This is a genomic window from Streptomyces sp. GL_148 (genome assembly GCF_057834205.1).
This window is the reverse complement of the sequence record NZ_CM174396.1, coordinates 1,573,766-1,598,089: the sequence shown is the minus strand read 5'-3', so window position 1 is coordinate 1,598,089 and position 24,324 is coordinate 1,573,766. Positions and strand designations below refer to the sequence as shown.

Annotated in this window: 20 protein-coding genes, 1 tRNA gene and 1 pseudogene; 16 read left to right on the top strand and 6 right to left on the bottom strand. The window is 71.7% G+C overall.

Translation table 11 applies throughout. The annotated features are described in order from the left end of the window. Positions 1-6 precede the first annotated feature (6 nt). On the bottom strand, positions 7-2,454 hold the full coding sequence (locus AC3IYI_RS07270) for an SCO7613 C-terminal domain-containing membrane protein (protein WP_489409411.1): 2,448 nt from the start codon (positions 2,452-2,454) through the stop codon (positions 7-9). A 114-nt stretch (positions 2,455-2,568) separates the two neighbouring features. Here AC3IYI_RS07270 and AC3IYI_RS07265 point away from each other — a divergent pair, with 114 nt between their 5' ends. Then, positions 2,569-3,093, top strand: a complete 525-nt coding sequence (locus AC3IYI_RS07265; protein ID WP_489409410.1) for an SRPBCC family protein — start codon at positions 2,569-2,571, stop codon at positions 3,091-3,093. Positions 3,094-3,131: 38 nt separating this feature from the next. Then, a tRNA-Val gene (locus AC3IYI_RS07260) sits at positions 3,132-3,203 on the top strand. Positions 3,204-3,276: 73 nt separating this feature from the next. On the opposite strand, the gene AC3IYI_RS07255 is transcribed toward AC3IYI_RS07260, so the two are convergent. Next, positions 3,277-4,002: a 3'-5' exonuclease gene (locus AC3IYI_RS07255; RefSeq protein ID WP_489409409.1), complete on the bottom strand. Its 726-nt coding sequence runs from the start codon at positions 4,000-4,002 to the stop codon at positions 3,277-3,279. 256 nt (positions 4,003-4,258) lie between these two features. On the opposite strand from AC3IYI_RS07255, the gene AC3IYI_RS07250 reads away from it, so the two are divergent. From AC3IYI_RS07250 to thrS, 3 genes are all read left to right on the top strand, one after another. Next, a complete protein-coding gene (locus AC3IYI_RS07250; protein ID WP_243334223.1) occupies positions 4,259-4,849 on the top strand; it encodes a DUF4365 domain-containing protein in 591 nt (196 codons plus the stop codon). Beyond that, on the top strand, positions 4,849-6,069 hold the full coding sequence (locus tag AC3IYI_RS07245; protein ID WP_489409408.1) for a hypothetical protein: 1,221 nt from the start codon (positions 4,849-4,851) through the stop codon (positions 6,067-6,069). The genes AC3IYI_RS07250 and AC3IYI_RS07245 overlap by 1 nt, the downstream gene beginning before the upstream one ends. Positions 6,070-6,227: 158 nt before the next feature. Continuing rightward, positions 6,228-8,204 carry a threonine--tRNA ligase gene (thrS, locus tag AC3IYI_RS07240; protein WP_489409407.1) on the top strand — a complete coding sequence of 659 codons (1,977 nt, stop codon included), beginning with the start codon at positions 6,228-6,230 and terminating at the stop codon, positions 8,202-8,204. 86 nt (positions 8,205-8,290) lie between these two features. Here the strand turns inward: thrS and AC3IYI_RS07235 are convergent. Together AC3IYI_RS07235 and AC3IYI_RS07230 are read right to left on the bottom strand one after the other, a co-directional pair. Continuing rightward, a pseudogene (locus tag AC3IYI_RS07235) lies at positions 8,291-8,392 on the bottom strand (potassium channel family protein); the annotation flags it as partial. Further along, entirely contained in the window at positions 8,362-8,589 is a 228-nt protein-coding gene (locus AC3IYI_RS07230; RefSeq protein ID WP_489411919.1) for a hypothetical protein, read from the bottom strand. The gene AC3IYI_RS07230 and the pseudogene AC3IYI_RS07235, both read right to left, overlap by 31 nt. 67 nt (positions 8,590-8,656) lie before the next feature. On the opposite strand from AC3IYI_RS07230, the gene AC3IYI_RS07225 reads away from it, so the two are divergent. Beyond that, a complete protein-coding gene (locus AC3IYI_RS07225; protein WP_489409406.1) occupies positions 8,657-9,217 on the top strand; it encodes an HIT family protein in 561 nt (186 codons plus the stop codon). A gap of 84 nt (positions 9,218-9,301) precedes the next feature. Here the strand turns inward: AC3IYI_RS07225 and AC3IYI_RS07220 are convergent, their stop codons facing one another. Together AC3IYI_RS07220 and AC3IYI_RS07215 are read right to left on the bottom strand one after the other, a co-directional pair. Then, a complete protein-coding gene (locus AC3IYI_RS07220) occupies positions 9,302-10,972 on the bottom strand; it encodes a hypothetical protein (RefSeq protein WP_489409405.1) in 1,671 nt (556 codons plus the stop codon). Positions 10,973-11,268: 296 nt separating this feature from the next. After that, positions 11,269-13,482, bottom strand: a complete 2,214-nt coding sequence (locus tag AC3IYI_RS07215; RefSeq protein WP_489409404.1) for an elongation factor G-like protein EF-G2 — start codon at positions 13,480-13,482, stop codon at positions 11,269-11,271. 330 nt (positions 13,483-13,812) lie between these two features. Here AC3IYI_RS07215 and pgsA point away from each other — a divergent pair, with 330 nt between their 5' ends. The 10 genes from pgsA to AC3IYI_RS07165 all read left to right on the top strand — a co-directional run bounded on the left by pgsA (position 13,813) and on the right by AC3IYI_RS07165 (position 24,303). Beyond that, complete coding sequence (gene pgsA, locus AC3IYI_RS07210) at positions 13,813-14,487, top strand: phosphatidylinositol phosphate synthase (protein ID WP_489409403.1); 675 nt, start codon at positions 13,813-13,815, stop codon at positions 14,485-14,487. Then, positions 14,487-15,410, top strand: coding sequence for a phosphatidylinositol mannoside acyltransferase (locus AC3IYI_RS07205; RefSeq protein ID WP_489409402.1), 924 nt, complete (start codon positions 14,487-14,489; stop codon positions 15,408-15,410). The genes pgsA and AC3IYI_RS07205 overlap by 1 nt, the downstream gene beginning before the upstream one ends. Further along, positions 15,407-16,567 carry a glycosyltransferase family 4 protein gene (locus AC3IYI_RS07200; protein WP_489409401.1) on the top strand — a complete coding sequence of 387 codons (1,161 nt, stop codon included), beginning with the start codon at positions 15,407-15,409 and terminating at the stop codon, positions 16,565-16,567. Before AC3IYI_RS07205 ends, AC3IYI_RS07200 begins: the two co-directional genes overlap by 4 nt. A 164-nt stretch (positions 16,568-16,731) precedes the next feature. Next, positions 16,732-19,233, top strand: coding sequence for a hypothetical protein (locus tag AC3IYI_RS07195; protein WP_489409400.1), 2,502 nt, complete (start codon positions 16,732-16,734; stop codon positions 19,231-19,233). Continuing rightward, positions 19,230-20,222: a phosphotransferase family protein gene (locus AC3IYI_RS07190; RefSeq protein WP_489409399.1), complete on the top strand. Its 993-nt coding sequence runs from the start codon at positions 19,230-19,232 to the stop codon at positions 20,220-20,222. The genes AC3IYI_RS07195 and AC3IYI_RS07190 overlap by 4 nt, the downstream gene beginning before the upstream one ends. A gap of 2 nt (positions 20,223-20,224) precedes the next feature. Further along, on the top strand, positions 20,225-21,253 hold the full coding sequence (locus AC3IYI_RS07185) for an aminoglycoside phosphotransferase family protein (protein WP_489409398.1): 1,029 nt from the start codon (positions 20,225-20,227) through the stop codon (positions 21,251-21,253). An 18-nt stretch (positions 21,254-21,271) separates the two neighbouring features. Next, on the top strand, positions 21,272-21,811 hold the full coding sequence (locus tag AC3IYI_RS07180) for a LemA family protein (RefSeq protein ID WP_489409397.1): 540 nt from the start codon (positions 21,272-21,274) through the stop codon (positions 21,809-21,811). A 165-nt stretch (positions 21,812-21,976) separates the two neighbouring features. After that, a complete protein-coding gene (gene pdxS / locus AC3IYI_RS07175; RefSeq protein ID WP_030294529.1) occupies positions 21,977-22,894 on the top strand; it encodes a pyridoxal 5'-phosphate synthase lyase subunit PdxS in 918 nt (305 codons plus the stop codon). Between the two features lie 8 nt (positions 22,895-22,902). Continuing rightward, entirely contained in the window at positions 22,903-23,493 is a 591-nt protein-coding gene (gene pdxT, locus AC3IYI_RS07170; protein WP_489366566.1) for a pyridoxal 5'-phosphate synthase glutaminase subunit PdxT, read from the top strand. Between the two features lie 57 nt (positions 23,494-23,550). Then, positions 23,551-24,303 carry a YebC/PmpR family DNA-binding transcriptional regulator gene (locus AC3IYI_RS07165; RefSeq protein ID WP_489409396.1) on the top strand — a complete coding sequence of 251 codons (753 nt, stop codon included), beginning with the start codon at positions 23,551-23,553 and terminating at the stop codon, positions 24,301-24,303. Positions 24,304-24,324: the final 21 nt, after the last annotated feature.

The window sequence follows — 24,324 nt, the reverse complement described above, 5'->3', positions numbered from 1 at the left end:
GCCGGGCTACCTCAGCCGGCCGATGGCCTCCCGCAGCCGGCGGGCGTCGCGCAGCCGCTTCTCGTAGGTGGCCCCCACCACCAGCAGCAGCACCCCCGCCAGGGCCGGCGGCAGCCAGCGCGGCAGCGCGTCCACCACCTGGACGACGTACGGTGTGAGCTCGTGCAGGGCCACCGCCGCCAGCGTCGCCCCGCCCAGCAGCAGCGGCGCGCTGAGCCGGCCGCGGGCACCGGCCAGGGTCACCCCGAGCGCGGCCGTCCCCAGCAGCAGCGGCCGCAGCCAGTGCGGATCGCCCCACACTGCGAGGGTGCTCGGCAGCAGGGTCGCCGCCAGACCCGGCCCGTACGCCGTCCAGGACCCGGCCAGCGGATCGCGGCGCCGCCGCAGGAATCCCACGGCCAGCGCCGCCGCCGTCACCGGCAGGGTGTACGCCTCGGGCACCGTCACCTCCGAAGCCGCGAGCCGTACCCAGGTCGCCGCGAGGAACAGCGCCCCGGCGGGCCAGCCCGCCGCCGACCGGCGCTCGGGCCGCAGCGCCGCCGCCGCGCACACCACCCCGGCCAGCGCCAGGACCAGGGAGAGCACCGGCGCGTCCCCGGTGGCCAGGGCCACCGCGAGGAGGCCCGCCGCGGCCGCCGCCGTCTCCGCCGGGATCCTTACGAGGCCGAGGCGCGGCCCGAGCGCCGCCACCGCCGCCGGGACCACCAGCACCGCCGGCGCCCACCAGGCCACCGGCCGCTCCAGCAGTGCGCCCAGCGCCACCGCGAGCAGCGCCGCGTACCCGACGGCGAGCGCCGCCGCCCCCGCGCGGGCCCACGCCGGAGCGGGCCGGTACGCCGCCCCCGCCGCGCCGGCGGCCCCCAGCAGGCCGAGCACCCCGAAGGTGGCCAGTCGGCCGTCCAGGGCCGCCACGGACACGCTCAGGGCCCCTGCCAGCGCGCAGGCGCCCGCGGCGATCCCCACGAGGCCGCGACCGGCGTCCGCGGGGGTGCCGTCGCCGCCGGGTGTCGTGCCCGTCGGGCTGCCGCCGCCCACGGAGGCACCGGCCGCCGCCGCCCCTGACCGCAGCGCGAGCGCACCCGCCGCCAGCGTCACCGCGAGCTGGGCCGCGAAGACCGCGCCCGGGGCAAGGTCCAGCACCGCGGGCGCCGTGAACAGCGCCGCCCATCCCAGGACCACCGCCGCCACCCCCGGCTCCCGGCGCCCCGGGAGCACCCGGACCAGCCACCACGCGGCCCCGGCCGTCAGCAGCAGCGCCACCAGCGGAGCGAGCCCCGGGCCGTTCCCGGCCGCCGCAGCGGGAGTCGCAGCGGGGGTCGTCGCCGACCAGATCTCCTCCAGCACCCGCAGCCGGCCGACCAGCACCGTCGCCACCCATGTCACCGCGGTCACCGCCTCCAGGACGGCCACCCCCGCACCGGCCAGGGCGAGGCCGCGCCGGACCGGCTCCGGGAGCGCGGAGACCCGTAGCGCCCCCAGCAGGAGCAGGGCCACCACCAGGTACCCGACCGCGGCCCAGGGCGGGCGCAGCTCCGGAGCGGCCAGGCCACCCAGCGCCGCCACCGCCGCGAGGGCACCCGCCACGGCGAACGCCACCGGCATCCGGGCGCTGCGCCAGGCCACCGCCAGCGCCACCACGGCGACCGCCGCCAGCAGCGCCGACGGGCTCAGTGCCGCCCCCGCCGATTCCGCCGCCACCGACTCCGCCAGACCCGTCAGCAGCGCAGCCCCGCCCGCCACCGAGCCCGCAGCCGCCGCCCAGGAGGACCAGCGCCCCGGCCGGAGCAGCGCGAGCCCCGCGTCCAGGGCGGCCGTCACCAGCAGCGCCCAGCCCAGCTCCGGCCCCGTCGCCCCGCCGGCCAGCGCCGCCAGCGGCAACGGGAGCTGCGCCGTCAGCAGCGCCGCGGGCAAGGGGGCCCGCAGCGCCCGCGCGGCCGGCGTCCAGCCGTACGCGGCCCACCCCGCGGCCAGTACCGCCGCCGCACCCGCCGCGTACGCCGTGCCGTCCACCTCCGGCATGCGAGAGGCGTACAGCGCGTACGCGTCCAGCACCGTCAGCAACAGGCCGACGGCGGCCACCGCCTCGGCGGTCGAGCGCAGCCCCCGGCGCAGCAGCGCCACCGGAGCGCCCAGCGCCGCCGCCGTCACCACGGCGAGCACCGCGCTGCGCCCGGCGATCCCGAGGGAGCCCCAGCTGACCAGCGTGAACGCCAGCGCCGCGACCGCCAGCAGCACCGCGCCCAGGGCCAGCAGTACGTTCTGCGCACTCGGGGCCGAGGCCTCCGTGGCCTGCGCGGACGCCTTCGGCCGGGCCGTCGAACCCCACGCGTGGGGGGCCTGAGCGGCCAGCAGCCATGCGCGGCGCGTCAGCAGGAAGTGGCGCCGGGCGTCGAGTTGGATCAGTTCGCGGTCGATGAGCACGAGCTCCTCGGCCGGCGGCAGGGGGTTGTTCATGGTTCGGAGTGTGGTGCCCGTCACCCCGTCAGGACATGGGTGCGCGTACTCATCTCCGGGTGAGCTCCGGCTGAGTACCCGGTGTGCGCCCCCGCCGCGCGCAAGACTGGAGACATGGACCGAAGCAGCCGCAGCGCCGCGCCGGGCAGCAGCCGTGCCGCCCGCGCCAACCCCGGTGACCGGTGGACCCGTTACCGCTTCCGCAGCGTGTGGGACCTCGACGCGGAGCCCGACCGCGTCTACGCCGCCCTGGAACGCCCCGAGTCCTACCCCCTGTGGTGGCCCCAGATCCGCGCCGTCGCCCCCGCCGCCGACGGGAGCAGCGGCACCGCCGTCATCCGCTCCGCCCTCCCGTACACCCTGCGCGTGAGCGCGGCCGAACTCCTGCGGGACCCCGCGCGCGGCATCCTGGAGGTCGCCCTGCTCGGCGACCTGGAGGGCTGGGCGCGCTGGACCGTACGACCGCGGTCCGGCGGCACGCGGGCCCTGTACGAGCAGGAGGTCGAGGTGCACCGCCCGCTCATGCGGCTGCTCGCGTTCCCCGGGCGGCCGGTGTTCCGGCTCAACCACACCCTGATGATGCGGGCCGGACGGCGCGGGCTCGCCGCACATCTGGCGGTCCGGCCGGAAGCGGTTTGAACCAGCCCCGGGCCTTCTGTATTGTTCACACCGTTCCCGGGCGATTAGCTCAGCGGGAGAGCACTTCGTTCACACCGAAGGGGTCACTGGTTCGATCCCAGTATCGCCCACCGGGACAGGCCGGTCCGTCTTATGACGGACCGGCCTTCCGCATGTACGGACCCCGTCCGCACCGGGACCGGCTCACGCCGCCGCGGGCAGCTCCGGCCGCAGCGGCCAGTGCGGATCCACCGGCTCCGGCGTGCCCTGCCGGGCGAACCACGCCTGCAGTCCCCGCGCCTGGGCCGCGTGCCACACCTGCTGGAGCGTGTGCAGCTCCGCCGGCGACAGCCGCTCCAGCCGGGCCGCGAACCGGCGCCCCACGGCCCGTACGAGCTCCAGGGACGCCAGCGCGTCCGCACCCGCGTCATGGGCGCCCTCCAGCTCTATCCCGTAGTGCGCGCACAGATCCGTCAGCGTCCGGCGCCCCTTGCGGTAGCGGTCCAGATGCTTGTCCAGCACCCGCGGATCCAGCACCGTCAGCGGCCGGTTGTCCAGGTACCGGGCCAGTGAGGACGCCCGGTGCCGGCGCAACTCCCGGTCCAGCAGCGTCAGATCGAACGGCGCGTTCATCACCACCACCGGCCGGCCCGCCAGCTGCTGCTCACCGAGCGCGCGGGCTATCTCCTCCACCACCGGCGCGGGCCACCGCCCGTTGCGCTGGAGGTGATCGTCGGTCAGACCGTGCACTTCCGTGGCCCCCGGGGGTACCGGGATGCCGGGATTGACCAGCCAGCGCGTCGAACGGATCCGGCCGCCCGCGCACTCCTGCACGATGAGCGCGGCGGACACGATGCGGTCCCGTTCCACGTCCACCCCGGTCGTCTCCGTGTCGAATGCGGCCAGCGGGCCCTCGTACCAGCGTGTCATGGCGAACTCCTCGTCACCCGTCGGCAGATGGCCCCACCCGGGCACCGCGCCCCAGGCCCCGCCACCCTTGCCCGAAACGGTGATACCCGGGCTCTTTGCCCCGTACGCCGTTTGCGGGCCGCCGACTGCGGAGACAACTCAACTGGGGGACCGCACACATGACCGGTCGTCAACCCCGACACCCTGACACGCACCTGACGCGGCCTGACACGGCCGCGTGAAACGGGGACAGCCCGGAAGGCATGGGGAGCCGGCCATGGCGCTCGCGCAGCCCGAACCGGGCGGGGTGCTCGCGGGGCAGATCGATCCGCGGACCGACCCGCGGAGCGGACCGCTGCGCGGCACGCTCGCCACCACCGCCTGCATGGAGACCCTCCAGGTGGGATACCTGCACGCCGTCGTCGCCGCGGCGGGCTGCTCGCTGTCCCAGCCCTTTCCCGACAACGGCATCGACTGGCACGTCAGCCACGGCGCCCCCGAGCACGTCGTCGACGACGAGGTGACCATCAAGGTCCAGCTCAAGGCGACCTACCAGATACCGCCCAGACCGGCCGGGCCCACCTTCGGCTTCACCCTCGACAACGAGCACCTGGTGAAGCTGGCCCGCACCCCGGTCGCCGTGCACAAGATCCTCGTCGTGATGCTCGTACCGCGGGAACGCGACCAATGGCTGAGCGCCGGGCACGACCGGCTCGACCTGCGGCACTGCTGCTACTGGACCAATCTCGCCGGGCACCCCGTGACCGGCCGGCGCCGGACCACCGTACGGATCCCGACCACGCGGATCTTCGACGACCGGGCGCTCTGCGAGATCATGACCCGGGTCGGGTCGGGAGGGACACCTTGATGAACTGGCAGTCACCGCACCTGGAGCCGCTCTCCCCACCGGAGTTCGCCGCGGGCACCCCCGATCCCGCGCAGGTCGATCCGCTTGTGCTCGGCGCCCTGCTGCACCGGCACGGCTGGCTGCGCCGCGGCGGCGCCGCCGGACGGTACGGGCGCTGGACGCCGCCCGCCCCGTACGCCACCGGCAGCGGCGGCACCAGCCTCCTCGTCCCCGAGAGCCGGGCCTTCCCCGACTGCGCCGACCTGCTCGAAGAGGCGCTCACCGCGCTCTCGCGCAGCGCGCTGCCGTCGGCCCGCGAGGTGCTGTACGGGCTCAGCGTGCCGAGCGACGAGATCCGCTGGGACCGCGAGATCCCGCGCGGGGCCTACGGACTCCACGGCGAGGCCGACTGGACGGTCCAGGAACAGCTCCGCTCGGCCGCCCGCCAGCTGCTCCTCGCCGGGGCCCTGGCCGACCGGGCACGGGCCGGCTACTACGGAGCCCGGCACCGCGGCCAGGCGGAGCGGGCGCTGGACGGGGTCCTGGTCGGCCCGGCTCCGGGCGGCCGGCGGCTGACCGCGTACGTCCCCGTCGACGGGGGCCGGGGCACCGTGACCCGGCTCCACCACGCGCTGCACGCCGCCCGCGAGGCCGTGGACTACCAGCGGGCCACCGGCGGCATGGAAGCCTTCGACGCGGCGGTCGAGGCCGGGGTCAGCCGGGAGCTGGCCGAGGCGCTCATCTCGCTGGTCCACGGCTCGGAGGGAGCCCGGGTGGCCCTCGCGTGGGCCCCGGCGGCGGGGGTCCCGGCGGGGTGCGCGGCCCGGCCGGAGCCGGTGGAGTTCTCGCCCGGCGACCTCCCGGTGCTCCGGGAGGCGGCCGCGCGCTACACGCGGGACGAGCCGGCGGTCCCGGTCCGGGTGGCGGGCTCGGTGGTCCGGATGCGCCGCTCGGCCCCGGGCGGCGGGGGCACGGTCCGGCTGCGGGTCCTCGCCGGGGCGGAGATCCCGTACGTCCGCGTGGTGCTCGACGAGGAGTCGTACCGGGTGGCGGGCCACGCACACCTGGTCGGACTCCCGATCCGGGTCAGCGGCAGCCTCCAGCGCCGCGGGGGTTTCCGTCGCCTGACGGACGCCGCGGATGTCCGGCCGGTGCCGCTGGACGAGGTCGAGCGGGACCGGTTGATGAAGTCACTGGACGAGTCCCTCGACGCCGGGGACGTACTGCCGTCGGACGACTGACGGGCCGCCGCGTGGACGGCTCCGCAGGGTCGGGTCGGGCCCGCGCCCGCGCGGCCCGGCGGGGGCCGGCCTTAACCGTTTAGCAGCGCAGCCCATCCGCTCGGTACGATTCAGGCGCGCAGTGTTCGCTCGCGCACCCCCTGAGTCAGGAGAGACCGGTGTCAGACGTCCGTGTGTTCATCCAACGCGATTCCGAGCGGGACGAGCGCGTGGTGGCCACGGGCACTACGGCGGCAGAGCTCTTCGCCGGCGAGCGCACCATCGTCGCCGCGCGCATCGCAGGTGAGCTGAAGGACCTCGCGTACGAGGTGCAGGACGGCGAGACCGTCGAGCCCGTGGAGATCTCCTCCCCGGACGGCCTGGACATCCTGCGCCACTCGACCGCCCACGTCATGGCGCAGGCCGTGCAGGAGCTGTTCCCCGAGGCCAAGCTGGGCATCGGCCCGCCGGTCCGCGACGGCTTCTACTACGACTTCGACGTCGCGAGGCCCTTCACCCCCGATGACCTCAAGGCCATCGAGAAGAAGATGCAGGAGATCCAGAAGCGCGGCCAGCGCTTCGCCCGCCGCGTCGTCACCGACGAGGCCGCCCGCGAGGAGCTCGCGGACGAGCCCTACAAGCTGGAACTCATCGGCATCAAGGGTTCGGCGTCGACCGACGACGGCGCGAACGTCGAGGTGGGCGGCGGCGAGCTGACCATCTACGACAACTTCGACGCCAAGACCGGCGACCTGTGCTGGAAGGACCTCTGCCGCGGTCCCCACCTGCCCACCACCCGCAACATCCCCGCGTTCAAGCTCATGCGCAACGCCGCCGCCTACTGGCGCGGCAGCGAGAAGAACCCGATGCTCCAGCGCATCTACGGCACCGCGTGGCCGTCGAAGGAGGAGCTGAAGGCCCACCTCGACTTCCTCGTGGAGGCCGAGAAGCGCGACCACCGCAAGCTCGGCACCGAGCTCGACCTGTTCTCCGTACAGGACGAGATCGGCTCCGGCCTGGCCGTTTTCCACCCGCGCGGCGGCGTCATCCGCCGCACGATGGAGGACTACAGCCGCAAGCGGCACGAGGAAGAGGGCTACGAGTTCGTCTACACCCCGCACGCCACCAAGGGCACCCTCTTCGAGAAGAGCGGCCACCTGGACTGGTACGCGGAGGGCATGTACCCCCCCATGCAGCTCGACGGTGGTACCGACTACTACCTCAAGCCCATGAACTGCCCGATGCACAACCTGATCTTCGATGCGCGAGGCCGCTCCTACCGCGAACTGCCGCTGCGCCTCTTCGAGTTCGGAACCGTGTACCGGTACGAGAAGTCCGGCGTGGTGCACGGCCTGACCCGCTCGCGCGGTTTCACCCAGGACGACGCGCACATCTACTGCACCAAGGAGCAGATGGCGGAGGAGCTCGACCGCACGCTGACCTTCGTGCTGAACCTGCTCCGTGACTACGGCCTGACCGACTTCTACCTGGAGCTGTCGACCAAGGACCCGGAGAAGTTCGTCGGCTCGGACGAGATCTGGGAGGAGGCCACCGCCACCCTCCAGCAGGTCGCCGAGAAGCAGGGTCTGCCCCTGGTCCCGGACCCGGGCGGCGCCGCGTTCTACGGCCCGAAGATCTCGGTCCAGTGCCGTGACGCGATCGGCCGCACCTGGCAGATGTCGACCGTGCAGCTCGACTTCAACCTGCCGGAGCGCTTCAACCTGGAGTACACCGGCCCGGACGGCACCAAGCAGCGGCCGGTCATGATCCACCGTGCGCTGTTCGGTTCCATCGAGCGGTTCTTCGCCGTCCTGCTGGAGCACTACGCGGGCGTCATGCCGCCGTGGCTCGCCCCGGTCCAGGCGGTCGGCATCCCGATCGGCGACTCGCACATCGAGTACCTGCAGGAGTTCGCCGCCGAGGCGAAGAAGAAGGGCCTGCGCGTCGAGGTGGACGCCTCCTCCGACCGGATGCAGAAGAAGATCCGCAACCAGCAGAAGCTGAAGGTCCCCTTCATGATCATCGTCGGTGACGAGGACATGGCCGCGGGAACCGTCTCCTTCCGCTACCGCGACGGCTCGCAGGAGAACGGCGTCCCGCGCGACCAGGCGCTGGCGAAGCTCGTGGACGTCGTGGAGCGCCGCGTCCAGGTGTGACCGCGACGGCGGCCGTGACCGTCGTGACCACCGTGACCGTCTGACTGCGGTGACCGCCGCGTGACGGCCCGGAGTCCCCGGGGACCTCAGGTCCCCGGGGGTTCCTCCTCGTCCTGGCGCCGGAACACCTGGAGCATCCAGGAGGAGAACGAGCCCGTCACCGCGCCCAGCAGCGCCAGACCGCCCGCCTGGCCACGTAGTCCACGATGAAGCAGACCCAGGTCAGCGCGATCAGGCCGAGGCCGATGTCCCGCCACAGCGGGTGGGCCCGGTAGGCCGGCACGGAGGTCGCGTAGCCGACGAGGAAGAGCAGGGAGGCGTAGAACAGCGGCAGCTCGGTCCGGCGCTCCCAGGCCTGATCACCGGTCTCGGGTGCATCGTTCATGGGCTCAGCATCGCGTCCCGCCCACCGGTGTTCGCCCCGGCGACACGCCGCTCGGGGACAAGGTCATATGCTGCATCCCATGACGATTGAGCCGGAGCAGCAGATCGGTGTGGGCACGCAGGACGCGTTCCAGCGTCTGTGGACGCCCCACCGGATGGCCTACATCCAGGGGGAGAACAAGCCGACCGGGCCGGAGGCCGGGGACGGCTGTCCCTTCTGCGGGATTCCGGAGATGTCGGACCAGGACGGGCTGGTCGTGGCCCGGGGCAAGCACGTGTACGCCGTGCTGAACCTCTACCCGTACAACGGCGGCCACCTGATGGTCGTGCCGTACCGGCACGTCGCCGATTACACGGACCTGGACGGCGCCGAGACCCTTGAACTCGCCGACCTCACGAAGCGGGCGATGGTCGCGCTGCGCAAGGCCTCCGGTGCGCACGGGTTCAACATCGGCATGAACCAGGGCCAGGCCGCCGGCGCGGGCATCGCCGCGCACCTGCACCAGCACATCGTGCCCCGCTGGGGCGGGGACACGAACTTCATGCCGGTCGTCGGTCACACCAAGGTGCTGCCCCAACTGCTCGCGGACACCCGCCAGATGCTCGCCGATTCCTGGCCCACCGGCTGAGACCACCGGCTGAGACCACCGGCTGATTTCCACCGGCCGGAGCCTGCTGGGCCCCGGCCGGTGGGCCGGGGCCCAGGCCGTCGCCTAGGCGTCGTAGACGTCCGCCTTGCGCGGTGCGGCGTCCTGGACCAGACCGCTGACGATCATCGAGCGGTTGGTGAAGCGTTCGGTGTCGACCCCGTTCTCCTCCAGGACCCGCATCGCGGCGGTGTGCACCGCCCGCAGGACCGGGGTCGCGGCGCGCATCGCGTCGTCCGCCATGAAGCGGTGGCGCCACGGCTGGCCGGCCCAGACGTGGCGGACGCCGAAGGGCTCCGGGAGGACGAGCTTGCCGCCCAGGAAGTCCAGGAGCGGCGGGTACCAGGTGAAGGGCGCGCGCACGGTGAGGCGTACGACCTCGCTCGTGTCGACCACGGGCCGCTTGAGCTCCACGGTTTCCCAGAAGCGTACGGATTTGGCGACCTCGTCCACCGGCGCCGCCGATTTGGTGGTGAACAGGCCGTGCACCGGGCCGAGCGCGTGCCCGGTGACCTCCACGCGCAGGGTCTTGTAGAGCACGGTGACCGTGACCAGCATGGTGATCACGAGCTGGCCGTCCCAGAGCGGGTACTGGATGCCGAGGTAGTGCCGGTTGCCGGCGCTGAACTGCTGCTCGTTGCAGATCCGGGTGATCTCGTGCGTCTTGACCAGGAAGGTGTCCACGTCCGCTCCGCTGGGGCGGGTCACTTCCTTGGCGCCCTCGCCGACCGGGGAGACGACCCAGTGCTGGATCGAGGCGGGCGGGAGGCCGCCGGTGTGCAGGGGACCGCGCTCCAGCTTGCGCAGCTGGGTGTCGATGGCGCGTATGACGTCCCAGCTGCGGAACGGGTGGATCTCTGAGCCCTCGTTCTTGGGGGCGAGCTCCTCGGCCATCTGCCAGCTGCCCCAGCGCGTGCCCATGCCGAGTATGCCCTTGGGGCCCGCGTAGAAGACGGCATTGCTGCGGTCCTCGGCGGTGAGCTTGGCCAGGGAGTGGCGCAGGTCCTCGCGGGCCTTCTCGTCGGGGTTGCCGGGGACGGCCTCCGGGATCTTGGCGGCCACCCCGCCGCCGCCCGCGAGGAGCCCGTCCCAGCGGGAGCGCAGGTCTTCGGCGGTGGCCTCACAGAGCCGGCGGGCGAGGAACCAGCCGGCGACCGGGGCGATGACCATGGCGCGGACGTAGATGCCGAGGACGCCGGTCACCGGGAGCCGGAACATGAGGACGGCGACCACCACGCCCACGCCGACCAGGAGCGCCGTGCCCATCCAGGAAGCCCGCTTGGCCTCCGAGGCCGCCAGGGCCTTGCGGGCCCAGAACAGGCCGAGCCACAGCAGCAGGCCGGGGAGGAACACGACCCCGCAGACGAGCATGATCAGACGGAGCTTGCGGTCGCGCTCCTTGCGGATGCGGGAGGCGGCCAGGCAGTGCTCGACGACGGTCTGCGGGTCGGCGCCGAAGGACTGGATGAGGGGCTTGCGGGTGGGCGGGATGGTGCGGGCCTCGACGGCGCGGCAGAAGGCCTCGCCGAGGTTGGGGGCGAGCAGGGACACCTTGGCCGGTTTGACGACGGACTCGTGATACTCGTTGTTGGCCTTGAGTATCTCTTCCAGCTTGGTGTCGCGGCCGCCGTCCCGGTAGGCGGCGGAGGCGAGGGCGTTGGTCGCGGCGGTCTGGCCGCCGCCGCCCTGGAGTGGGATCTGTGCCCCGGGCCTGAAGTCGAATCCGTCGTCCGCCACCGCTGCCCCCATCGCTGTGCGTCGTACTCGTGTGCCTCGTGTGCGGGCCTGCCCGCGATGCCGCCCGCTCCGGGTGGTGTTCCCGGTGCGGCGGTCCCGCCCCGCGCGCTTGGCCTGCCCGCTCGGTCTGTCCGTTCGGTCTGTCCGTTCGGTCCGTTCGGCTTACCTGCTTGGTCTACCCGTTCGGTCTGCCCGCCTCACGCGCGGACGAGCCTATCGGCCGATTCCTCCCCGTGGTCATGGGACAGGTAAATGCCGCCCACCGCAAGCGGGTTGGATGGGCGGCCGGAGTGACGCTATGTCAGTTGACTTCCCTTCTCGATCTGTTCGCGTAGCTTGTCCGCTATCTGTGGCGGCATCGGCTCGTGGCGCGCGTACGTACGGCTGAACAGCCCCGTGCCGTGCGACACGGAGCGCAGCTCGACGGCGTACCGGCCGATCTCGATCTCGGGGATCTCGGCGAGGACCCGGGTGCGGCCGGTGCCCGCCGCGTCGGTGCCGACGACGCGGCCCCGGCGGCCGGCGAGGTCGCTCATGACGGGGCCGACGTACTCGTCGGGAACCAGTACGGCGAGCTCGGCGACCGGCTCGAGGAGCCGGACCGAGGCCCCGGCGGCGGCTTCGCGCAGTGCGAGGGCGCCCGCGGTCTGGAAGGCGGCGTCGGAGGAGTCCACCGAGTGGGCCTTGCCGTCGAGCAGGGTGATGCGTACGTCGACCAGCGGGTAGCCGGCGGCGAGCCCCCGGGCGGCCTGCGCGCGGACCCCCTTCTCCACGGACGGGATGAACTGGCGCGGCACGGCTCCGCCGACGACCTTGTCGACGAACTCGATGCCGCTGCCGGGGGGCAGCGGCTCGACCTCGATCTCGCAGATGGCGAACTGGCCGTGCCCGCCGGACTGTTTGACGTGCCGCCCGCGGCCGCCGGCCTTGGCGCCGAAGGTCTCGCGGAGGCTGACCTTGTGCGGAACCGGGTCGACCTGGACCCCGTACCGGGTGCGCAGCCGTTCGAGGGCGAGGTCCTGATGGGCCTCGCCGAGGCACCACAGGACGAGCTGGCGGGTGTGCGGGTTCTGTTCGAGCCGCATGGTCGGGTCCTCGGCGACCAGCCGCGCCAGGCCCTGGGAGAGCTTGTCCTCGTCGGGCTTGCTGTGGGCCTCGATGGCGAGGGGGAGCAGCGGGTCGGGCATGGACCAGGCCTCCATCAGGAGGGGGCCGTCCTTGGCGGAGAGGGTGTCGCCGGTCTCGGCGCGGGTGAGTTTGGCCACGCAGGCCAGGTCGCCGGCGATGCAGTGGGAGAGGGTGCGCTGCTGTTTGCCGAAGGGGGAGGTCAGGGCGCCGATGCGCTCGTCGACGTCATGGTCCTCATGTCCCCGGTCGGTCAGCCCGTGCCCGCTCACGTGGACGGTCTCGTCGGGGCGCAGGGTGCCGGAGAAGACGCGGACGAGCGAGACGCGGCCGACGTAGGGGTCGGAGGAGGTCTTCACCACCTCGGCGACGAGCGGCCCGTCGGGATCGCAGGTGACCGCGGGGCGGGCCTCGCCGTCGGGGGTGGTGACGCCGACGGGCGCGCGCTCCAGGGGGGTGGGGAAGCCCCCGGTGATCAGTTCGAGGAGCTCTACGGTGCCCAGGCCCTTGCGGGCGCCGTCGGCGGCGGGAGCCGCCATCAGGACGGGGTGGAAGGTGCCGCGGGCCACGGCGCGCTCCAGGTCGTCGACCAGGGTCTTGAGGTCGATGTCCTCGCCGCCGAGATAGCGGTCCATGAGGGTCTCGTCCTCGCTCTCGGCGATGATCCCCTCGATCAGCCGGGCGCGGGCGTCGGTGATCAGGGCGAGCTCGCCGGGGTCCGGGTCGCGTTCGACGCGGTCGCCGGAGGTGTAGTCGTAGACGCGCTGGGAGAGCAGCCCGAGCAGTCCGGCCACCGGGGCGTGGCCGGCGGGGCCGGCGGGGCCGTGCAGGGGCAGGTAGAGCGGGCGCACGGCGTCGGGGTCGTCCGCTCCGAAGGCGTCGCCGCACACCGTGGTCATCTGCGTGTAGTCGGCGCGGGCGGCTTCCAGGTGGGTCACGACGATGGCGCGCGGCATGCCGACGGCGGCGCATTCGTCCCAGACCATCCTGGTGGCTCCGGAGAGCCCGTCGCCGTCCTCGGCCGCCGAGACCACGAAGAGGGCCGCGTCGGCGGCGCGCAGTCCGGCCCGGAGCTCTCCGACGAAGTCGGCGTAACCGGGGGTGTCCAAGATGTTGATCTTGATTCCGGCCCACTCCACGGGGACCAGGGAGAGCTGGATGGAGCGCTGGCGGCGGTGCTCGATCTCGTCGTAGTCGGAGACGGTGGCGCCGTCCTCGACGCGCCCGGCCCGGTTCACGGCGCCGGCGGTCAGGGCCAGTGCTTCGACCAGAGTGGTCTTGCCTGATCCGCTGTGGCCGACCAGCACGACGTTCCGTACGGAGGCCGGGCGGTCGGCCGTCGGTGCTCTGCCGGCGGCTCCGGATTGGTGTGATGCGGCTCCCACGATGCTCGTGCCTCCCGATTGGAGGGGAAATGGGCTCCTTCGAGCTTTGCACTGCCGTCACACCGCGTCCATACGTCGTACCGGAGGCGCCGGGGGAGGCGGCCGGAAGCGGGCCGGGGGACGGCGCCCGGGAAGCTGTCCGGAAACGTGCCCGGAAACATGCCCGGAAACGGGCCCGGGGGAGGCCTCCGGAACGTGGCGAACGGCCCGAGAACGGCCCGCGTCGTGTGAACCGGTGGGTGCGCGGCGCCGATGGCCCGGGGCCCTGGCTACGATGGGCCAGCCGGTGGCCGTGGTGGCCGTGCGGCCCAGCGACCCTCCGGGAAGGCCATGCTGAACAAGTACGCGCGTGCATTCTTCACGCGTGTTCTCACGCCATTCGCCGCTTTTCTGCTCCGGATGGGAGTGAGTCCCGACGCGGTCACCCTCATCGGCACGGCCGGAGTGGTGGCCGGAGCCCTGGTCTTCTTCCCCATGGGCGAGCTCTTCTGGGGCACGATCACCATCACGCTCTTCGTCTTCTCCGACCTGGTGGACGGGAACATGGCCCGCCAGGCCGGCGTCTCCAGCCGGTGGGGCGCGTTCCTCGACTCCACCCTCGACCGGGTGGCGGACGCGGCGATCTTCGGCGGACTCGCGCTCTGGTACGCGGGTTCCGGGAACAACAACGCGCTCTGCGCGGTCGCCATCTTCTGCCTGGCCAGCGGCCAGGTGGTCTCGTACACCAAGGCCCGCGGCGAGTCGATCGGACTGCCGGTGGCCGTCAACGGGCTCATCGAGCGCGCCGAACGCCTGGTGATCACGCTGGTCGCGGCCGGTCTGTCCGGCCTGGAGACCTTCGGCGTCCCCTCGTGGATCGGCCTGCTGCTGCCGATCGCGCTGTGGGTGGTCGCGGCGGGCTCGCTCGTGACCCTGATCCAGCGCGTGGTGACCGTACGGCGCGAATCGGCCGAGGCCGACGCCGCCGCTGCCGCGGGTGCTCCCTCCGAAGGCGGTACGCCCTGATGGGCAAGGCACAGGACAAGCTGGTCGACGGGCTCTACGGGCTCGGCTGGGCCGGGGTCAAGAAGCTGCCCGAGCCGGCCGCGGCGGCCCTCGGGCGGCGGATCGCGGACTTCGCCTGGAAGCGGCGCGGCAAGAGCGTGCTGCGCCTGGAGTCGAACCTGGCCCGGGTGGTGCCGGACGCGACGCCCGAGCGGCTGCGCGAGCTGTCGCACGAGGGCATGCGCTCCTACATGCGGTACTGGATGGAGTCCTTCCGCCTGCCGACCATGGCCAAGGAACGCTTCAGCGCCGACGTGCAGATGAAGGACGACCACATCCTGCGCGAGGCCCTGGCCTCCGGCCGCGGAGTGGTGGTGGCCCTCCCGCACCTGGCCAACTGGGACCTCGCCGGTGCCTGGGCCGTCACCCACATCGGAGTCCCCTTCACCACGGTCGCCGAGCGGCTCAAGCCGGAGACCCTCTACGACCGCTTCGTCGCCTACCGCGAGAGCCTGGGCATGGAGGTCCTCCCGCACAACGGCGGCGCCGCCTTCGGCACGCTCGCGCGGCGGCTGCGCTCCGGCGGGCTGGTCTGCCTGGTCGCGGACCGGGACCTGTCGGAATCCGGGGTGGAAGTGGACTTCTTCGGCTCGGCCGCACGGATGCCCGCCGGGCCCGCCCTGCTGGCCCAGCAGACGGGCGCGGTCCTGCTCCCGGCCACCCTGTACTACGGGGACGCGCCGAAGATGTACGGCCGGATCCACGGCCCGGTGGAAGTGCCCGGGACGGGCACCCGGCAGGAGAAGACCGCCGTCATGACGCAGGCGCTCGCCGACGCCTTCGCCGAGGGCATCGCCGCACACCCGCAGGACTGGCACATGCTCCAGCGGCTGTGGATCGACGATCTGGAGACCGCCGGCCGGCCCGAGGAGCACCCCGCGTGAAGATCGGCATCGTCTGCCCGTACTCCTGGGACGTCCCCGGCGGGGTCCAGTTCCACATCCGGGACCTCGCGGAACACCTGATCGGCCTCGGCCACGAGGTGTCCGTCCTGGCCCCGTCGGACGACGACACCGGCCTGCCCCCCTACGTGGTGTCGGCGGGGCGGGCGGTGCCGGTGCCGTACAACGGCTCGGTGGCCCGGCTCAACTTCGGCTTCCTGTCGGCGGCCCGCGTACGGCGCTGGCTGCACGACGGGGTCTTCGACGTGGTCCACATCCACGAGCCGACCGCCCCCTCGCTGGGCCTGCTGACCTGCTGGGCGGCGCAGGGCCCGATCGTGGCCACCTTCCACACCTCCAACCCGCGCTCCCGGGCGATGCTCGCGGCGTACCCGATCCTGCAGCCGGCGCTGGAGAAGATCAGCGCCCGGATCGCGGTGAGCGAGTACGCGCGGCGCACGCTGGTCGAGCACCTAGGCGGGGACGCGGTGGTCATCCCGAACGGCGTGGACGTGGACTTCTTCGCCAAGGCCGACCCGAACCCGGCCTGGTCGGGCCAGACGCTCGGCTTCATCGGGCGGATCGACGAACCGCGCAAGGGCCTGCCGGTCCTGATGGCGGCCTTCCCCCGCATCGTGGCGGAATGCCCGGACGTACGCCTCCTCGTGGCGGGCCGCGGCGACGAGGAGGAGGCGGTCGCCTCCCTGCCGCCCGAACTCCGCTCGCGGGTCGAGTTCCTCGGCATGGTCTCGGACGAGGACAAGGCGCGGCTGCTGCGCAGCGTCGACGTGTACGTGGCCCCGAACACGGGCGGCGAGAGCTTCGGCATCATCCTGGTCGAGGCACTCTCGGCCGGGGCGGCCGTCCTGGCCGCCGACCTCGACGCCTTCGCGCAGGTCCTGGACCAGGGGGCGGCGGGGGAGCTGTTCTCGAACGAGGACCCCGACTCCCTGGCGGCATCGGCGATCGCCCTCCTGCGCGACCCCGCACGGCGCGCGGAACTGAGCACCCGCGGCTCGGCCCACGTACGCCGCTTCGACTGGTCGACGGTGGCGGCGGACATCCTGGCCGTCTACGAAACGGTCACGGACGGCGCGACGGCGGTAGCCGAGGACGAGCGGATCGGCCTCCGGGCGCGCCTGGGCCTGACTCGCGGCTAGCCGGGACCGGGCGGCGCCCCGCCGGTCCCGGCGCCAGTCTTCCGCCGTGCCGAACGAACTCAGGTGCGAGACAAGGCTGTTCGGTGTGCAAAGCCGCCCGGTATGTGCTCGCGGAGTGTGGGTAATCTCGCCTCGGTACCGCAGGGGTATCAGGGGGAGTCGCCATGTCCATCAGGCCACGTTACCGACGGGTTTCGGCATTACAGCGGCAGTTCTTCAATCGTGAGGGACTTCTCGCCACGTACGACGAGGAGCTGCGGGGGATTTCCTCGCGGCCCCGGATCCTCAACCTCGTAGGCGTCGGGGGGATCGGGAAATCGCGGCTGCTCCAGGAGCTGCGCCAGCGCACGCCGGATTCCTTCCGGACGGCCAGGCTGGATCTGCAGCTGCCCACGCTCCGGCAGCAGGAGGACGCCCTGGCCGTCCTGCGCACGGAGTTCGGGGCGCAGGGCGTGAAGTTCGACCGCTTCGACATCGCCTACGCGGTCCTCTGGCAGCGCGTGCACCCTCAACTGCAGATGGACCGGGGGAACACGCCCTTCGCCGAGGAGAGCGAGATCCTGTCGCAGGTCCTGGACGAGGCGATGGGCCTGCCGGTCATCGGTACGGCTGCGGGGCTCGTTCGGCTCACAGGACGGGCGATGGCCAACCGGCAGCGCCGGCACCGGATCGAGGCGGACCAGACCCTCCGGGAGCTCGACGGCCTTTCGAACGCCGAACTGGGCCACGCGGTGACGTACCTGTTCGCGGAGGAGATGGGCGAGTCGGCCGTGGACCGGCGGTACGTCCTGTACGTGGACGCCTACGAGGCCATGGTGCCCACACCGCTGCCGGGAGGACGCAGTTTCGCCACCGATGCCTGGGTGCGCGATCTGCTCGGGCAGCTGCACGGCGGGCTGACCGTGCTGGCGAGCAGGGAGGCTCTGCCCTGGGCGGCCTATGACAGGGAGTGGGAGACCGTGATCCGCAAGGCCCGGGTCGGGGGCCTGCCGATGGCGGCCCGGCTCGACCTGCTGGCCCAGGCGGGGATCACCGAACTCCCGCGGCAGCGGTCCATAGCCGAGGCCAGCGCGGGGGTTCCCTTCTACCTCCATCTCGCCGTGGACACCCACGTGCAGAACTCCGGCCGGATGGAGGACGCGGGGACGTCGGAGGAGATCGTCCAGCGGTTCCTCCAGCACGTGGCACCCGACGAGGTCCGGATCCTGGAGCTGCTCAGCATCGCGCGGACCTTCGACCTGGAAGTGTTCCGGACCATCGGCCGCGACTTCGATCTGCCGACGAACCTACTGACCTGGGAATCGCTGACCGCCTACTCCTTCGCGTATCCACTGTCACAGGGCTGGTTCCGGCTGCATCAGCTGATGATCGCGGCGCTTCAGGGGCATCTTTCCCCGGCGGTCAAGCGTCATGTCCACGCCGTACTGCGGCACCATTGGGAGGGCCTTGCCGATCGGATGGAGGCTGGCGTGGAGAGCGTGGGTGTCGCCCGCTCCTCCCCCCTGCGCGAGGCGGCCTACCACGGCCTGCACGCCGGGAACCTGTCCCCCGAGCAGATCCTCAAGCATGCCGACCGCGCCATCGGCATGAGCAGTCGGCAGGCGGTCGACGGCATGGTCAAGGATCTGAGGGACTACCTGGGGGCAGCCGACGGCGTGTACACGGCCCCGGAGACCCTCGCCGGCATCAGGGACGCCGCCGACTGCCTCGACGCCGAGTCCAGGCTGGAGCTCGGAGACACGAGCGCGGCGATAGCTCTCACGCCGGTGCGTGAGGTCCCCCTGCGGTCGGTGGTCTCGGCGCGGCTGGCGCTGGCCGGGGCCAACGCACGGCGCATTGCAGGCGAGAGCCGCCTGGCCGCGAGCATCTTCGAGAAGGTCTGGGAGGAACACGACGGTGAGGCACGGACCTCCGCGGGCCTGTGCGTGGCGGACATCCGGATGTGGCAAGGCGACTTCGAGGGGGCCTTCGCCCTGGCCGAGGAGGTCCACGGGAGGTCCTCCCCCGACGAGCGGGTGCTCCGGGGCGACCTGAAGCGCCTGATGCACCTCGGACACCGGTTCCTGATGGACTTCGGCCGCGCGGAGGAGCTCATGGCCCAGGCGGAGGCGGAGTACCGGGCCGGCGGTGCCGTCATGGGCCTGGCCAACATCCGCACGAACCGGGCGGAGCTGCTCGCCTTCACGGATCCCGAGGCGGCCGTCAGGGAGGCGGGCGCGGCCCTCGAGGTGCAACGCGACCTCGGCGCCCAACACGAGATCGGGAAGGTCTACACGGCCATGGGCATCGCTCAGATCCGACTGGGTCAGCTGGACAGGGCGCACCACTCCTTCATGAACGCCAACGCCGCCCTCGACCGGGCCGGCTACCGGTCCGGCCGGGCCAGGGCCGACATGTTCCGGGCGTTCCTGCTTCTGCAGCAGGGGGAGCGCGAGGCGACACGGGAGCTCCTGCTCCACGCGGCCCGCGAGTTCGAGGCCTGTCAGGTCTATCCTTCGCTGATCCTGGCCATCCATCGCGTATCCGAACGGATCGGCCTGGCGAACCAGGAGATCGCGGCGCTGGCCGAGCGGGCCCGCCCCACACTCCAGCTGCCGGGTACGGCGGCGGAACTCGAACAGCGGACGGAGGACGTCCTGTCGATGTTCATTGAGGTGGCCTCGTGACGTGGCTGGAGCTCTACGACCGCGCGCTCGCGGCGACGGAGTCCGCTGCCGGGTACTACAACCGGAACGTGGGTGTGCGGACGCCCGACGGCAAGGTCAACGTGCGCATTCCGCTGGCGGCCGCCGACGTCATGGACCTGCGTCTGTGGCGGGAGGAGGAGGTCCTCAACTCCATCCGCCCCTACGTGGGCAGGGTGCCGGAGCTGAGGCACGTGTCCGAGGACCCCCGCTTCCAGGTGCACCACTTCATCGAGGGTCCCGTTCTGGACAGCTTCTCGCCCCGGGGGAGTTCCGTCCCCGTCAACGTCCTGGACGACGTGGTCACGCTGATGGACCAGCTGGCGCGCATCCCTCAGGAGAAGGCGCCCAAGGTACCCGCCCACTGGCCCGTGTCGGGCGACAGCCCCGGATTCGGACGCCTGCTGGCCGGTCTCACACAGGAGGTCCACTCGACGTACGTGAGCGAGTACGGGGACGTATTCGCGGAACTCGGCATTCCAGATGATCCGCTGGCGGTGGTCGAACCGCTGTGGGGCACTCTCACACCGCGCCCGTTCGCCGTGCTCCACGCCGATCTCCACCGTAAGAACATGATCGTGGCCGACGGGGCAACCTGGTTCCTCGACTGGGAACTCGCCCTGTGGGGAGACCCGATGTACGAGATCGGGATCCACTTCCACAAGATGGACTACCCCGAGGACCAGCGGGCCGCGGTGCTCGCCCGATGGCGGGACAGACTGCAGCCGCGGTTCACTGATGGACCGCTCGACGACCTCGATCTCTACGTGGCGCACGAGAGGATCAAGTCGGCGATCGTCGACACGGTCCGCTACTCGAAGCAGCTCAGGGCGGCAGCCCAACCCGAGCGGGACTTCCTCATCGGCCGCCTGGCCAAGAAGGTGAACGCGGCCCGCCGGGTATGGGGATCGCCTCCGGATCTGACCCCCGAGCGGGTTGCGCTCAGCCTGGCCGCCTGGTGGGAGGGATAGTGATGGACGCCGTCGCCCTGTACGAAGAGGCCCGTACGTGGGGTACCGCCCTGTCCGGGTACTACAACCGGAACGTGCGGGTGGAGACCGATACCGGTCCCGTCATCGTCCGGATCAAGGCGGGCGACTCCGATGCCATGGACCTGACGCTCTGGCCGGAGGCTGAGGTGCTGGAGGCGATCGGCCCTCGTGTGCCGTCCGCCCCGCGCCTGCTCTACGCGGGAACCGACCCCGATTTCCAGATCCACGGCTTCGTCGCGGGCTGCAGGGCGGACGAAATCGCCCCGGACGGCGAGCCGCTTCCCGAGGTCGTCCTGAAGCGCGTCGAAGGGTTCTTCGCGGAGCTGCTGCGCGTACCGCAGTCCTCGCTGCCCGCCCTACCCCCGGACTGGCCGTCGGACCGGGATTCGAGGGGTTTCGCCGAGCGTCTGCTCGCCCTGGTGCGTGAGATCCGGAGCAGGGGGGGCGAGGGACTCCAGGGCTTGTACGAGGAGCTCGGGGTCCCCCGGGACCCCTGCGGCCCACTCGGCGACCGGGCAAGGGAGATGGCCGGGCGCAGCTTCCGGCTGCTGCACGCGGACATCCACCGGAAGAACATGATCCTTACCGACGAAGGGCGGGTGGTCTTTCTGGACTGGGAGCTCGCCCTGTGGGGCGATCCCGTGTACGACCTCGCCGACCACCTGCACAAGATGTCCTACACACCCGCCGAGCGGCGCACGGTGACGGAGGGATGGGAGCGGTCGGCGCCGGCCGAGTGCCGTACCAGGTGGCGGGCCGATCTCGACTACTACGCCGCCTACGAGGCGGTGAAGTCCGCAGTGGTCGACACGGCGCGCTGGGGTCAGCGCATCGCCACGACGCAGGACGATGACGAGCGGCGCACGCTCAGCCGGGAGCTGGCCGACAAACTGGCGGCCGGGTGCGCATCCTGGAGCACCGGGACACCCCGGGTGCCCGAGCCGTGGGAGATCGAGAAGGCGGTCGACCGCTGGCTCGTGCGAGGGAGGAGGCCGGGGGCGATTGGTTGAGAGGTAAAGTCGCCGCCCGTGATCGAAACCCTTGTCTGGATTGCCCTCGGCCTCGGCCTCGTCGGGGTGTACCTCAGTTGGACCGCCGGCCGTCTCGACCGGTTGCACTCCCGGATGGACGCCGCCCGCGCCGGCCTCGACGCGCAGCTCGTCCGCAGGGCCTCCGTGGTGGTGGAGGTCGCGACCTCCGGGGTGCTGGACCCCGCCTCGGCCCTCGTCCTGTACGAGGCCGCGCACGCGGCGCGCCAGGCGGAGGAGGAGCACCGCGAGGTCGCCGAGAGCGAGCTCAGCCAGGCGCTGCGCGCCGTCTTCGCCGACGTGGAACAGGTCGACGTGCTCAAGGCCGCCCCGGGTGGCGCGGAGGCCGCCGAGGAGCTCGCTGCGGCGGTCCGCCGGGTACCGATGGCACGGCGGTTCCTCAACGACGCCGTACGCGCGGCCCGGGCCCTGCGCCGGCACCGCAAGGTCCGCTGGTTCCGGCTTGCGGGCCACGCGCCGTTCCCGCTGGCCTTCGAGATGGACGACGAGCCTCCGGTGGATCTGGCCGAGCGGCCGTAACTTGTACCCAATGGCCAAATCGCAAGGAGCCACCGGCTGCACATTGGCCCTTGCCGTGGACTGGTCCAGAAGGTTTCCTCGGTCCAGTACCACCAGGTCGTAAATCCAGGTCGCCCTGGCGGTCGCCAGTAGCGCCTGAATCTTCCTTTCGAGTGAGGTCAATCCGTGAGCACGCTTCCCTCCACCCCGCAGTCCGCTGAGTCGGCGATCGGCACCTCCCGCGTCAAGCGCGGCATGGCCGAGCAGCTCAAGGGCGGCGTGATCATGGATGTGGTCAACGCCGAGCAGGCGAAGATCGCCGAGGACGCCGGCGCCGTGGCCGTCATGGCCCTGGAGCGGGTTCCCGCCGACATCCGCAAGGACGGCGGCGTCGCCCGGATGTCCGACCCGAACATGATCGAAGAGATCATCGAGGCCGTCTCCATCCCGGTCATGGCGAAGTCCCGCATCGGCCACTTCGTCGAGGCCCAGGTGCTCCAGTCCCTCGGCGTCGACTACATCGACGAGTCCGAGGTCCTGACCCCGGCCGACGAGGTCAACCACTCCGACAAGTGGGCGTTCACCACCCCCTTCGTCTGTGGCGCCACCAACCTGGGCGAGGCCCTGCGCCGCATCGCCGAGGGCGCGGCCATGATCCGCTCGAAGGGCGAGGCCGGCACGGGCAACGTGGTCGAGGCCGTCCGCCACCTGCGTCAGATCAAGAACGAGATCGCCCGCCTGCGCGGCTACGACAACAACGAGCTGTTCGCCGCCGCCAAGGAGCTGCGCGCCCCGTACGAGCTCGTCAAGGAAGTCGCCGAGCTCGGCAAGCTCCCGGTCGTGCTGTTCTCCGCCGGTGGCGTCGCCACCCCGGCCGACGCCGCGCTGATGCGCCAGCTCGGTGCCGAGGGCGTCTTCGTCGGCTCCGGCATCTTCAAGTCGGGCGACCCGGCCAAGCGCGCCGCCGCCATCGTGAAGGCCACCACCTTCTACGACGACCCGAAGATCATCGCGGACGCTTCCCGCAACCTGGGCGAGGCCATGGTCGGCATCAACTGCGACACCCTCCCCGAGTCCGAGCGCTACGCCAACCGCGGCTGGTAGTCATCACCATGACCACCCCCGTGATTGGTGTCCTGGCACTGCAGGGCGACGTACGGGAGCACCTGATCGCCCTGGCCTCGGCTGACGCCGTGGCCAGGCCGGTCCGGCGTCCCGAGGAGCTCGCCGAGGTCGACGCCCTGGTGATCCCCGGCGGCGAGTCCACGACCATGTCGAAGCTCGCCGTGCTGTTCGGCATGCTGGAGCCGCTGCGCGAGCGCGTGCGGGCCGGGATGCCGGTCTACGGCACCTGCGCCGGCATGATCATGCTCGCCGACAAGCTGCTGGACGGCCGTGAGGACCAGGAGACCCTGGGCGGCATCGACATGATCGTGCGCCGCAACGCCTTCGGCCGGCAGAACGAGTCCTTCGAGGCGCAGGTCGACTTCGCGGGCATCGAGGGCGGCCCCGTCGAGGGCGTCTTCATCCGCGCTCCCTGGGTCGAGTCCGTCGGCGGCGCCGTCGAGGTGCTCGCCACGTACGACGGCCACACCGTCGCCGTACGCCAGGGCAATGTCCTCGCCACCTCCTTCCACCCGGAGCTCACGGGCGACGACCGGGTCCACGCGTACTTCGTCGACATGGTGCGCGCGGGGCTGTAACGGCGTCCCGGTAGGATCTGAGGCGAACATTGTTGGTGACGCGAAGGAGACAGGCAGATGTCCGGCCACTCTAAATGGGCTACGACGAAGCACAAGAAGGCCGTGGTTGACGCCAAGCGCGGCAAGCTCTTCGCGAAGCTGATCAAGAACATCGAGGTCGCGGCCCGTATGGGCGGCGCCGACATCGATGGCAACCCGACCCTTTTCGACGCCATCCAGAAGGCGAAGAAGAGCTCGGTCCCGAACAAGAACATCGACTCCGCGGTCAAGCGCGGCGGCGGCCTCGAGGCCGGCGGCGCCGACTACGAGACGATCATGTACGAAGGCTACGGTCCGAACGGCGTCGCGGTGCTCATCGAGTGCCTCACCGACAACCGCAACCGTGCCGCGTCCGACGTGCGTGTCGCCATGACCCGCAACGGCGGTTCGATGGCCGACCCGGGCTCGGTCTCGTACCTGTTCAACCGCAAGGGCGTCGTCCTGCTGCCCAAGGGCGAGCTGTCCGAGGACGACGTGCTCGAGACGGTGCTGGAGGCGGGCGCCGAGGAGGTCAACGACCTCGGCGAGCAGTTCGAGATCATCAGCGAGGCCACCGACATGGTCGCGGTCCGTACCGCGCTCCAGCAGGCGGGCATCGACTACGACTCGGCCGACTCCAACTTCCTGCCGACCATGCAGGTCGAGCTGGACGAAGAGGGCGCGCGCAAGATCTTCAAGCTGATCGACGCGCTGGAGGACAGCGACGACGTGCAGAACGTCTTCGCCAACTTCGAGGTCTCGGACGAGGTCATGGAGAAGGTCGACGCCTGAAGGGCGTAGACCACGCACGGC